Origin of the sequence: Mesorhizobium sp. M5C.F.Ca.ET.164.01.1.1, assembly GCF_004792125.1 — a bacterium.
In the GTDB taxonomy this organism is placed as follows: domain Bacteria; phylum Pseudomonadota; class Alphaproteobacteria; order Rhizobiales; family Rhizobiaceae; genus Mesorhizobium; species Mesorhizobium wenxiniae.
Genome location: NZ_SRTG01000003.1, coordinates 259,070 through 271,118, shown reverse-complemented (window position 1 = coordinate 271,118; position 12,049 = coordinate 259,070). Strand labels below are relative to the sequence as shown.

Sequence of the window (12,049 nt, the reverse complement as noted above, 5' to 3'; positions counted from 1 at the left end):
TTGAAATGCGCGGCTTCCTGCTCAACCGGCTCTCACAGAGCCTCATCCTGCTCCTGATCGTCTCGGTCATCGGGTTCCTCGTCCTGAACCTGCTACCGGGCGGCCCGCTGGCGCAATTCGGGCTCGATCCCAGCATGACGCAGGACGATCTCGATCGCCTGAAAGAGCAAATGGGGCTGAATCGGCCGCTGTGGATGCAATATCTCGACTGGGCCTGGCGGCTTCTCCAGGGCGACTGGGGCCACTCCTTCCGCGACGGTTCGACGGTGCTGGCAGTGATTGGCCGGCACGTCTTTGCCACGCTGCTGCTGATGGGTACGTCCACCGCGATTGCGATCGCGATCGGCACCTGGATCGGCATTCGTGGCGCCACGCATCGCTATTCGCTGTTCGACCATGTGGCGACGGTCGGAGCTATGGTCGCGCTGTCGATCCCGACCTTCTGGTTCGGGCTCGTCGGCATCTACATCTTCTCCCTGCGGCTGGGCTGGGTGCCTGCAGGCAACATGTACACGATCGGCGACGGTTCGGTCCTGAACTACCTGCATCACCTGATCCTGCCAAGCATCGTGCTGTCGCTGGTGCATGTCGCGATCTGGAGCCGCTACATGCGCACAGCGACGCTCGACGCCATCAGCCAGGATTTTGTCAAGACCGCCCGCGCCAAGGGCCTGAGCGAGCGCCGAGTCATAATGAAGCACGTCGTCGGCAATGCGCTTTTGCCGATGATCACACTGGCCGGGGTGCAGCTTCCCAGCATCCTGACCGGCGCGCTGGTGACGGAGACAGTGTTTACCTGGCCGGGGATGGGTCGACTGTTCCTGGACAGCCTTGGCTACAGCGACTACCCGGTCGTGATGGGACTGCTGATGTTCTCAGCCATTCTCGTCATTCTGGGCAACCTGATCGCAGATATTGCCGTGGCGATCGTCGACCCGCGCATTCGTCTGGGTTGAGCGCGTAACCTCACGCCCCAACAGGAGGCACCCGAAATGACCGCTCTCGCCGCAAATGCAGGATCAAGCCGCTGGTGGCGCAGCCGCACCGTGCGCCGTTTCACGAGCCATCATCTGGCGTTGCTGGGGGTGGCGATGATCACCCTACTCACGCTGGCATGCGTCTTCGGCCCTCATCTCCTGCCCTATGATTCCCTATACATCGATTTGCGCGCCCGCTTTTCACCGCCGCTGACAGGCAACCACTATCTCGGGACCGATCCTTTGGGGCGGGACGTGGCGGCGCGACTGTTCATGGCGGGGCGGACCTCACTGCTGGTGGCTTTCTTTGCCATGCTGCTGTCGACGCTGATCGGAACTTTCGTCGGCGTGATCGCCGGCTACCGTGGCGGCTGGATCGGTGCAGCACTGATGCGGACGGTCGACGGCTTCCTGTCATTCCCCTCCATCTTCCTGCTACTGGCCTTGGCCGCGGCACTGAAGCCGAGCCCCGCTATGGTCACCGTCATCGTCGCTGTCACCAGCTGGATGGAGGTAGCCCGAATTGTCGAGGCCGAGGTACGGTCATTGCGCGAGCGCGAGTTTGTGCTGGCCGGGCGCATGCTGGGGCTGAGCGGCACGCATATCATGTTCCGCGAGATCCTGCCCAACGCCATGGGCCCGATCATCGTGGCCGCTACGCTGACAGTCGCGCGCGCGATCCTGCTGGAAGCCTATATCAGTTTCCTGGGTTATGGCATTCAGCCGCCGCTGCCCAGCTGGGGCAACATGCTCGAGGGCGCCCAGCAGTATCTGGACAGTGCGCCGTGGCTGGCGATCATTCCCGGGGCCGCCATCACGATCGCCGTGACCAGCTTCAATTTCATCGGCGACGGGTTGCGCGATGCGCTCGACGTGCGGGACGACCGTGTCTGATCTCGTCAGCAAACGCGATCCATTCCCGATCCTCAAAACGCAACGAGAAGTTACTCACGTGCAACAGCCGAAAGTCGCGGACAAGAATACGCCCTACTGGTGGGAGGCTGCGCCCGTCAAACCCCTTCCGCGGCAGCCGCTCGCCAACAGGCTTGACGTGGCGATCGTCGGCGCTGGCTACGCCGGCCTGTCGGCCGGGCTGGTGCTGGCCCGCGAAGGGCGTTCAGTTGCGGCGTTCGATACGATGAATCCGGGCGAGGGCGCCTCGTCGCGCAACGGCGGGATCACGAGTGGGTCCATCCGGCCGGACTACGCTGCGATCACCCGGCGCTTCGGCGAAGAGAAGGCCAAGGCGATCGAGGTCGAGGGCAAGATTGCACGCGAATTCCTTTATAACTTCATCGAGACGGAAAAGCTCGACTGCGACTTCCAGCTGGTCGGCCGGTTCACGGGTGCTCTGGGATACGACCAGTACGAGAAGATGGCTCGCGGCGCCGAGGTGCTGGCGAAGCGACTGGGGATCGAGTCCTACGCCGTTCCGTATGCCGAGCAGCGCGACTACATCGGGACCGACTTCTACCGCGGCGGCGTGATCCGGATGGACATCGGTGGCTTGCACCCGGCTAAGTTCCACGCCGAGCTCCTGCGGGTGGCGCTCGCTTCGGGACTGACGGTCCATTCGAGCACGCCCGTAACTTCGATAGAAAGGGATGGCTCCGGGTTCCGCGTCGCCACTTCGGCCGGGACGGTGCAGGCGCGGCAGGTGCTGGTCTGCACGAACGGCTATACCGATGGCGCCAGTCCCTTCCTGCGCCGCCGGCTGGTTCCGGTTCGCAGCCGGATCATCGCCACTGAGGAGGTCGCGCCCGAAGTGATGGCGCGGCTGATGCCGAAGCTGATGATGATGGGCGAGGGCCGCGAGCTCGGCTTCTATTACCGGCCTTCGCCGGATGGCAGGCGCATTCTGCTCGGCGGGCGCGACAGCTCTCGGGTAGGCGACCCGGTAGCCCCGACGCTCCGACTCCGCAACGGGCTGGTCGAGATTTTCCCGGAGCTGGAGAAGGTTCGCCTTTCGCACAGCTGGTTCGGCAATGTGGCCATGCACCGTGACATGATCCCCCGTATCTTTGAAAAGAACGGCGTGGTCTATGCCACCGGCTTCTGCGGTTCGGGTGTGGTCTGGGCCCCCTGGGTCGGCATGCGCGCTGCCCACAAGCTGATGGGACATGGCGGGCAGGCGCGCACCCCGTTCGACTTCCGGCCGCCTGCTGCGATCCCGCTCTATCGCGGCAATCCCTGGTTCTTGCCGGCAATCATTCAGGGCTATCGGCTGCAGGACCGCATCGCCTGGTGGCGGGCCCGCCGCTGACACCACTGCAAAATCGCGCGAGACATGTTGTTGCCGGAGAGCACTCCAGTACGGCGGAAAAATCCGTCGGGGCTGGGACTTGTCGGTGCGAAGCTGATCAGCGGTGGGACGCCTTAGCGCGGATCAGTGCGTCGGCCATGTAGAGGTCCTGCAGGGAGATGCCGGAACTGTCGAAGACCGTGATTTCGTTGTCGAAGCGGCGTCCGGGCGCACGCTTTTCAATGACGTCGCCGATTGGTGTTACCGGAAGCACGCCGGCGTTGATCTGGTCGCGCAAATATTGGAATTCGCCGATCTGGACGGACTGGGAAAGCAGATCACAAAACAGACGTGCCCTGGGAAATAATTCGCTCGGCAATTCGCGCTTGCCCGGAGCATCCGATCCGATGCTGACGACATGGGTTCCGGGCCCCACCCAAGCGGCATCGAACAGTGGTTCACGTGAGGGTGTCGCCGTCACCACGATGTCGGCCGCGCGCACGGCTTCTTCGGGCAAGGCCGCGCGCGCCTCCAGGCCCCTTTCGCCGATCTGATCAACAAGAGCGTCGCGTCGCGGCGAAGGCCGGGCCACGACCAGCACGGTTTCAATAGGGCGGATGCGTGCCAGCGCCGTCACTTCGAAGCCCGCCTGGTTGCCGGCGCCGAATATCGCCAGAACCTTGGCTTGCTTCCGCGCAAGAAGATCGGCCGCAACCGCGTCGGCGGCGGCCGTCCTGTAGGCGTTGACCTTGCCGGCCTCGATCACGGCGCCGAGCCGACCTGTATGCTGATCAAGCAGCACGATGGTGGAGTTGTGGCGTGGAAGGCCACGTGCCGGGTTGCCCGACCAGAAGGAACCAATTTTCACTCCGGTCAGGTCGTCCGACGAACCGGATTTGATTGAGAAGGTATTGGTCGCCTCCTGTGTGCGCCCGAGAACAGCGGGAAAGACCAAGCTCTGCGGCGATGCTGCCACCACGAGAGCCTCCCGCGCTGCCTCGAAAGCAAGTTCATGCGTGACGAGGGCGGCTGACTCCTCCTCGCTGATGTAGATCATCCGAAATTCCTCCTGAGCATCAAGCCGCTCGTCGCTTCAGAGTGTTCGGCCCATGGTGTTGGTCGGGCCCGTGATCGCATCAGAGGTGTGGACGTCACGCCGACTGGCAACCATGACGGGCGACGCAAGGTGGCAGATGAGTACTTCTCCCCCGATTTGCGCCATTTTGTATGCCGAGGGACGGGGTCAAAAAGAATGATCCCGCCGAGTTGAAAGGGGAAAACAGCAGCGAAATCTGTCCGCCGGACGCGACTCTAAGATCCGACTTCAATCTGACTTTGGATCAAGCGACAGCGTTGCACCCATGACCGTTGAGCATGACAGAGATATCGTCAGCGCCCCGACCGAGCTGATGAAATTCGAAACCCTCCATGTGCCAGGCGCGCTGAAGTTGTCGCGGGAGATGGCCTGGCCTTATCGCCGCGAGGACTGGGAATTTGCCGCGACGCTCGGCCAGGGCCTAGTCCTGGAGCGGGCAGGACAGGTGATCGGCACTGCCATGTCGTGGAATTATGGACAGGCCTATGCCACGGCCGGGATGATCATCGTCACCGCCTCCGCACAAGGCGGTGGCAACGGCTCCCGGCTCTTTGATGGGTTGCTTCAGGCCACGGACGGTCGCAACGTGCTGCTCAATTCGACGGAAGAGGGGCTTGCGCTCTATAAGCGGCGCGGCTTCACCGCCTGGGGCAGGGTGCTTCAGCTTCAGGGCCCGCTGACCGTCGCCGTGACGCAGAGTGCGCGCAACGACGTTCGCCAGGCGACGGTCTCCGACCTTGCGGCGATCCAGGCCTTCGACGAACGGGCCATGGGCATGCCCCGGCCGTCGATGGTGGCTGCGCTCGCCGATGCGGGCAAGGTCGTTGTTATCGAGCGCGCGGGACGGGTTGCAGGCTATGCCATCGCCAGGAGGTTCGGGCGCGGCTATGTCGTCGGCCCCTGTGCGGCCGAAAGCGTGGAGGACGCGCGGCTTTTGATCCTGGCGCAGCTTTCCAGACTTCACGATCAATTCGTTCGCATCGACGTCTATGCCGAAGATGGATTGGGCGACTGGCTCGAAAGCCTCGGCCTCGAGCGAGCCGGCGGTGCGACCGCAATGGTCAAAGGGCAACGACCCGTCTCCGACGGGTCGGCCCATATGTATGCCTTGGCGAACCAATCGTTCTTTTAGGAAACGAGATGATGGACAAGATGGCGGCAAACCTTTCAGTGAGCGAGACGGCCAAGAGCATCGACGCCCTGGTCACCCCGGCTCAGCTTCTGGACCGTGGACGGCTCGAGCGCAACACCCAGCGTCTCGCCGAGCACGCCAGAAAGCTTGGCGTGGTGCTGCGCCCGCACATGAAGACGGCCAAGAGCATCGACGTCGCCCGACACGTGTTCCCCCGCGAACCCGGCCCGATCACGGTCTCGACCATCGCCGAGGCGGAATATTTCGCAGGCCACGGCTTTCGCGACATCACCTATGCGGTCGGCATGTCGACGGCTTCGGCCATTCGCGCCATGAAGCTATGTCGCCGCACGGGCGTCGATGTGAAGCTGCTGCTCGACACTGTGGAGCAGGCTGATGCTTTGGCGGACGTGCGCGAGGCCACCGGCGTGACGCCGTCCGTGTTCATCGAACTGGACTGCGACGACCATCGCGGTGGATTGAAGTCGGACGATCCCAAGCTGCTTGAGGTGGCCAACAGGGTCGTCGCAGCGGGCGCCAACCTCGTCGGCGTCCTCGCCCATGCCGGCGAGTCCTATAGCTTGAGCACGCCCGGTGCGTTGGTGAAGGCAGCCGAGAACGAGCGTTTGGCCATTGTGCGCGCTGCCGAAATCCTGCGCGCTCACGGCCATGCCTGCCCAATTGTCAGCCTCGGCTCGACGCCGACGGCGCACTTCGCTGAGAATCTGGAAGGCGTCACCGAGTTGCGCGCCGGGGTCTACATGTTCTTCGACCTCGTCCAGCACGGGGTGGGGGTCTGCGCCATCGACGATATCGCGATTTCGGTGTTGGCCACCGTGATCGGCGCCAAGCCGGAAAAAGGATGGGTGCTGGTCGATGCGGGGTGGATGGCGCTTTCGCGCGACCGTGGAACCGCGACCCAGAAGGTCGACCAGGGTTACGGTGTGGTCTGTGACGAAAAGGGGCGGCTGCTCGAAGATGTAGTCGTGTCCCAGGCCAGCCAGGAGCACGGCATCCTCACGATCCGCAGCGGTTCCGGCAAGAGCATGCCCGAGCTCCCCGTCGGCACGCGGGTGCGGATCCTGCCCAACCATGCCTGCGCGACGGCCGCCCAGCATGACTTCTACAGCGTCGTAAACGGTGAGAGCCCCGAGATTGAAGCGCGGTGGGAACGGATCCGCGGCTGGTAGGAGCTCCCGATCCACGCTTTGCATGGCGCCCATGCAAACTGACGCTCTGGTGGAGCAAAAGATGAAACTTACCTCCTATTGGCTCGACACGTCTCAGCCATTCGATCACGGCTCGTCTAATTCCCTCGAAGGCCGCTACGACGTGGCTGTGGTGGGTGGCGGCTTGACCGGATCCTCCGCGGCGTTCGCCCTTGCCAAAAAGGGCGCCCGGGTCGCCCTGCTTGAGGCTGAAACAATCGGCAACGCCGCGTCGGGGCGCAACGGAGGCATGTGCAACAACGGCTTTGCCCAGAACTATGCGATCATGGCCGGTAAGCACGGCAAGGATGCCGCGAACGCGCTCTACAAGGCCTTCGACGCCGGCGTCGACATGGTCGAGCGGCTGGTGCAGGAAGAAGGGATCGACTGCAGCTTCGCGCGTGTCGGCAAGCTAAAGCTTGCCGCCAAGCCCGAGCACTACGATGTGCTGGCGCGCAGCCAGGAACTCCTCGCGGCCAATGTCGATCCCGAAACGAGGATGATCGCGCGCGCCGACCTGCGAACCGAAGTCGGCACCAACCGCTACTATGGTGGGCTGCTGTTTCCCAAGAGCGCCAGCATGCATGTCGGCCGTTTCGTCCGGGGCCTGGCGGCGGCGGCAGTGCGGCGGGGCGCAGAGGTCTATGAAAACGCCCCCGTCATGGCTCTGCGCAAGGTCGCCGCCGGACATGAGGTCGAGACCCCGCGGGGCAAGATTGTCGCGCGTCAGGTCCTGCTGGCGAGCGGCATTTCCCAGGTTGGTCCGCTCGGCTGGATCCGCCGCCGCATCGTGCCGGTCGGCGCCTTCCTGATTGTGACGGAACCGCTGTCGCCTTCAGATATCGCGCGCCTCATGCCGACCCGACGCAATGTCGTCGACACGCGCAACCTCGTGGTCTACTGGCGGCTCACGCCGGACAATCGCATGTTGTTCGGCGGGCGGGCCCGGTTTGCGGTGTCCAATCCGGAATCCGACGAGAAGAGCGGCCAGATCCTGAAAGCGGCGATGGTCGACGTCTACCCCGAACTGGCCGACACCCGCATTGATTACTGCTGGGGCGGCATGGTCGACATGACCCGCGACCGCCTGCCCCGCGCCGGAGAGCGCGGCGGTATCTACTACTCCATGGGCTACAGCGGGCACGGCACCCACATGTCGACGCTGATGGGCAGCATCATGGCCGAGGTCATGAACGGGCGCCCTGACCTCAACCCTTGGAAGGATTTCGACTGGCCGGCGATCCCCGGTTATTTCGGGCGTCCCTGGTTCCTGCCGATCCTCGGTGCCTATTACCGCATGAAGGACCTTGTAGGATGATCACGCCCCTCGAACACCTGTCCCGCAACGGCTGTCTGGACAAGTTCTTCATCGACGGTCAATGGGTCGAGCCGAGAGGCACCGCCAAGGGCGTCATCGTGAATCCCGCAACCGAAGAGGTTGTGGCCCGGTTTCCGCTCGGAAATTGCGAGGATGTGGACGCGGCCGTTTCAGCGGCCCGCCGGGCGTTCGCCACTTGGAGTCGTACCAAGCCGGAACACCGCGCGGGTCTGCTGGATCGCCTGCAGGCGCTGCTCGAAGCGCGCCGTGAACTGCTTGCACAATGCCTGACACTCGAGATGGGAACGGCGATCGGATATGCGCGCACCGCGCAGGTGCCGCTAGCGATCGCCCATGTGCAAGTCGCTCGCGATGTCCTTACAGCCTTCCCCTTCGTCGAGCAGCGCGGCCACATCGCGGTCACTCACGAACCGATCGGTGTCTGCGCCCTGATCACGCCGTGGAACTGGCCGCTCTACCAGATCACCGCCAAGGTCGCGCCGGCGCTCGCCGCAGGCTGTACGGTCGTGCTGAAGCCGAGCGAGCTTTCTCCTTTGGACGCCCTTCTGTTCGCCGAGGCGATCGAGGAAGCCGGCTTCCCTGCCGGTGTCTTCAACCTCGTCAATGGTGACGGCCCATGCGTCGGTGCGGGTCTCGCGTCCCATGCGGATGTCGACATGATCTCCATTACCGGCTCTACCCGTGCCGGCATCGCGGTAGCCCAGGCCGCCGCGCCGACGGTCAAGCGCGTCGCGCAGGAGCTCGGCGGCAAGTCGCCGAACGTGATCCTGCCCGACGCCGATCTCGATCGCGCCGTTTCGCTGGGCATAGCCGCCGCCTTTCGCAATCTCGGCCAGTCATGCAGTGCGCCGACGCGTATGATCGTGCCGCGCGCGCTGCTTTCCGAGATCGAGTCAATTGCCCAGCGGGCCGCGGATGAGATCGTCGTCGGCGATCCGCTTTCGGAAGCCACCACCCACGGAGCAATCGCCAATCGTGCTCAGTTCGACCGGATCCAAAAAATGATCGGCGTCGGCGTTTCGGAAGGCGCGAAGCTTCTCACCGGCGGACTGGGCCGTCCGGACGGCCTAGATGTCGGGCTCTATGTGAAGCCGACCATCCTTTCCGACGTGCGCACGGGCATGCGCATCGCTCAGGAGGAGGTCTTCGGGCCAGTCCTTTGCATCATCCCCTACGACACAGTCGACGAGGCCGTCACCATCGCCAACGACACGGTCTACGGCCTGGGGGCCCATGTGCAGGGCGAGGATTTGGACGCCGTCAGAGACGTCGCGTCTCGGATTCGCGCGGGTCAAGTGCATCTCAACTACCCGGCCTGGGATCCGCACGCCCCGTTTGGCGGTTTCAAGCAGTCCGGAAACGGACGCGAGTACGGTCTCGAGGGCATGTTGGAGTATTTCGAGGTCAAATCCATCCTCGGCTATTTCTAGGCGACATCTTCGGCAAGCGCAGAGGGCGAGGGAGCCTAGCACCGCCGCCGACAGTCAGGGAAGGGCGCCGAGTCCTATGCTAGCGGTGGGGAGCAGCGCTCCGCAGGATCAAGACGCAGCCGCCGGCCGTGCGGTCGCGAGAAGCGGTCGGCAGGACGTGTCATTACCGACCACCTTGGCGTGGACGCATCGGATATGATATGGCAACTTCTTTATCTGTCGGTCCAGTGAAGCGTTGGACCGACTGAAAGCAAAAAGCATAATAAATGAACGGCTTAAGCAGGCGTTTCGCCGTTGCACCGATGATGGACTGGACCGACAACTAAACAAAATCAAAAAGTTATGGGGGCGCGTGTGCAAAGCCTGCACACGAAAGTGCTGCTTCTCTTCCATTTCGTTCCTGCGAAGGCGTCTCCGTTAGGCCCTTTTCAAACGCTTCTTTGCTGGCGGCCATCGCCAATCCCGCGAGTCTCCGCTCCGGGATATCCACGTTTCTCGGCGGCTGGCGGATGAGCCGAATAGCTAACGCCTCCGGAGTGCACTCCTCGTAGGCCGCTGATCTGCCGTTTCCTTCGATGGCCGTGGAGTTCCCGATTGCATGGGGCGGGTACAGATCACCGCGAAGCGGTGATATGCCAAGCACTCAGACTCAGAGAAGGCCGGAGCCGCTTGGGGACGTGGGGTAAGAACGCTTGCGGACGGTCCTGACGGCCGCATCCACATCCGTTTTGCTGTCCCCGAGTTCTTGAAGGACAGCTGCACCCAGGAGAAGGCTGGATTCCGTCGTTTCGGGCATCACGGTTGTCGCGCCTTTCTCAAGCAGCTCTTGCAAATGCACGTGGTGACGCGCCCGGACAACCACTGGGAGGTCGGGCAGTTTGCGTCTCAGCGCCGTAAGAACCGATTTGGCTGCCTCGGGGTCGTCCAGAGTTATCACCATGGCCTTTGCGCTGTCGATTCTCGCTGCGGCCACCATCTCCTCCTGAGAAGCGTCGCCAAAAAAGACCGGTAGACGTTCTTTCCGGGACCGCTCTACATTTTTGGCGTCGAGGTCGACTGCAACCCACCTGTATCCACGCTCGTCGAGCAATTTACCGATCACCTGGCCGACCCGCCCGAACCCGGCAATGACAACATGGCCCGAGTAACCTTCGGTCTCTGCCTGCAACCGAGTTCTGCTGGGTAGCCCCCGGCGCTCAAGCTGGCTCTGGGCCGCTCGACCGGCCCGGGCCAGAAGTGGTGTGGTCGCCATGCTGACGGCTACGACGGCAAGCAGGAACTGACCGGTCTCGACCGATAGCGCCTCGGCACCCATTGCGAGGCTGAACAACACAAAAGCCAACTCGCCGCCTTGGGCAAGGTGCAGGCCAGCGCTTGCTGCGAGCGGCAGCGGCAACCCGAAGGCCCTACATAGGCCGAGGATTAGCAGCGCCTTCACGGCTATGAGTGCAACGGCGACCAACAGGATCCAGTGGAGCTGAGGCAAGACGACACCGACGTCGACCAGCATGCCGATCGAGATGAAAAACAAGCCCAACAAGACGCCTCTGACAGGCCGGATATCGGCTTCGATCTGGTGGCGGTACTCGGTGCCGGCAAGCATGAGACCGGCTAGAAAGGCGCCAAGGGCCATAGGGAGACCGGCCAGTGCGGTACTCCAGGCCGTGCCGAGCACTACCAGCAGGGTCGCAGCAATGAAAAGCTCCGCGTTCCCCGTACCGGCGATGACGCGGTAAAGCGGTCGAAGCAGCAGACGCCCGGCGGCAAGCAAGATGACTAGCGCCACGGTGGCGTTTAGGGCCGCCTCGGTGAGCGTCCAAGCCAGTTCTTCAGGCTCTTGGCCCAGCGCTGTGACAACGGCCAAGCCGGGAACGAGCGCGAGATCCTGCAAGAGCAGAACGGAAAGAACTACCCGCCCGAGATGACTGGACAGCTCACCGCGTTCCGACAGCAGGCGCAACACGAAAGCCGTTGATGAGAGAGCGAGGGCGCCGCCGATTATCGCCGCCTGTCCGATGGTGCCTCCGAACGCTAGTACCCCCGCTCCGATGACAGCACCCGTGATGGCAACCTGTGCCACGCCAAGTCCGAACACATATAGCGCCATGGTGCGAAGGCGATCGAACGACAGCTCCAGCCCGATCGCAAATAGCATGAACACAATGCCGAGCTCGGCGAGGCGGTGCGTTCCCTCAACCTCGCTCACCAGTCCAAAACCATACGGTCCGATAACGAGGCCCGCGATCAAGTAACCGATGACCGCATCAATGCCGAGTCTGCGCACCAGGGGCACAACCAAGATAGAAGCCATAAGGAAGACGACGGCGTCGCGCAGGATAGAATAATCGTGAGGGACGCTTTCGGGCATGATGCTTCGGTCTGCTACAGTTTCATCATCGGCGCAACCTAGTCCTGTTCGGCTGTCGCCCAAGGCTTTGCTCACACAGGCGCCGAGTGGATCGGCCGAGATATTCTCGGCATGGAAATAGCCTGCGCATCAGTTTTGCAACGAAGAATTCCGCGCCCTGACCACCTTACGCTCTCAAGCAGCTTCTCAGTAGAATCCCTTAAGGAATGCATCTGAATTTCCGGGACGGGCACGTGCTGTTAGTGGACTGAAGCGAT

Annotated in this window: 9 protein-coding genes; 7 read left to right on the top strand and 2 right to left on the bottom strand. The window is 62.9% G+C overall.

What is annotated here, in order from left to right:
- Positions 1–5: 5 nt before the first annotated feature.
- Genes EN807_RS22290 through EN807_RS22280 form a run of 3 tightly spaced genes read left to right on the top strand, consistent with a single transcriptional unit; the run spans position 6 to position 3,240 of the window.
- Positions 6–956 (top strand): ABC transporter permease, encoded by a 951-nt coding sequence (locus tag EN807_RS22290; RefSeq protein WP_135936679.1) that lies wholly within the window; start codon positions 6–8, stop codon positions 954–956.
- Positions 957–992: 36 nt separating this feature from the next.
- A complete protein-coding gene (locus tag EN807_RS22285; protein WP_135936678.1) occupies positions 993–1,871 on the top strand; it encodes an ABC transporter permease in 879 nt (292 codons plus the stop codon).
- Positions 1,872–1,929: 58 nt separating this feature from the next.
- On the top strand, positions 1,930–3,240 hold the full coding sequence (locus tag EN807_RS22280) for an FAD-binding oxidoreductase (protein WP_135936742.1): 1,311 nt from the start codon (positions 1,930–1,932) through the stop codon (positions 3,238–3,240).
- 97 nt (positions 3,241–3,337) lie between these two features.
- Here EN807_RS22280 and EN807_RS22275 read toward each other — a convergent pair whose 3' ends face one another.
- Entirely contained in the window at positions 3,338–4,276 is a 939-nt protein-coding gene (locus EN807_RS22275; RefSeq protein ID WP_135936677.1) for an ornithine cyclodeaminase family protein, read from the bottom strand.
- A gap of 352 nt (positions 4,277–4,628) precedes the next feature.
- Here EN807_RS22275 and EN807_RS22270 point away from each other — a divergent pair, with 352 nt between their 5' ends.
- From EN807_RS22270 to EN807_RS22255, 4 genes are all read left to right on the top strand, one after another.
- Positions 4,629–5,447: a GNAT family N-acetyltransferase gene (locus EN807_RS22270; protein WP_246684272.1), complete on the top strand. Its 819-nt coding sequence runs from the start codon at positions 4,629–4,631 to the stop codon at positions 5,445–5,447.
- An 11-nt stretch (positions 5,448–5,458) separates the two neighbouring features.
- Positions 5,459–6,637 carry an alanine racemase gene (locus tag EN807_RS22265; protein WP_189522551.1) on the top strand — a complete coding sequence of 393 codons (1,179 nt, stop codon included), beginning with the start codon at positions 5,459–5,461 and terminating at the stop codon, positions 6,635–6,637.
- 61 nt (positions 6,638–6,698) lie between these two features.
- Positions 6,699–7,973 carry an FAD-binding oxidoreductase gene (locus EN807_RS22260; protein ID WP_135936674.1) on the top strand — a complete coding sequence of 425 codons (1,275 nt, stop codon included), beginning with the start codon at positions 6,699–6,701 and terminating at the stop codon, positions 7,971–7,973.
- Positions 7,970–9,424, top strand: a complete 1,455-nt coding sequence (locus tag EN807_RS22255) for an aldehyde dehydrogenase family protein (protein ID WP_135936673.1) — start codon at positions 7,970–7,972, stop codon at positions 9,422–9,424. Before EN807_RS22260 ends, EN807_RS22255 begins: the two co-directional genes overlap by 4 nt.
- Before the next feature lie 649 nt (positions 9,425–10,073).
- Here the strand turns inward: EN807_RS22255 and EN807_RS22250 are convergent.
- Complete coding sequence (locus tag EN807_RS22250) at positions 10,074–11,792, bottom strand: monovalent cation:proton antiporter-2 (CPA2) family protein (RefSeq protein WP_065010738.1); 1,719 nt, start codon at positions 11,790–11,792, stop codon at positions 10,074–10,076.
- Between the last annotated feature and the right edge of the window lie 257 nt (positions 11,793–12,049).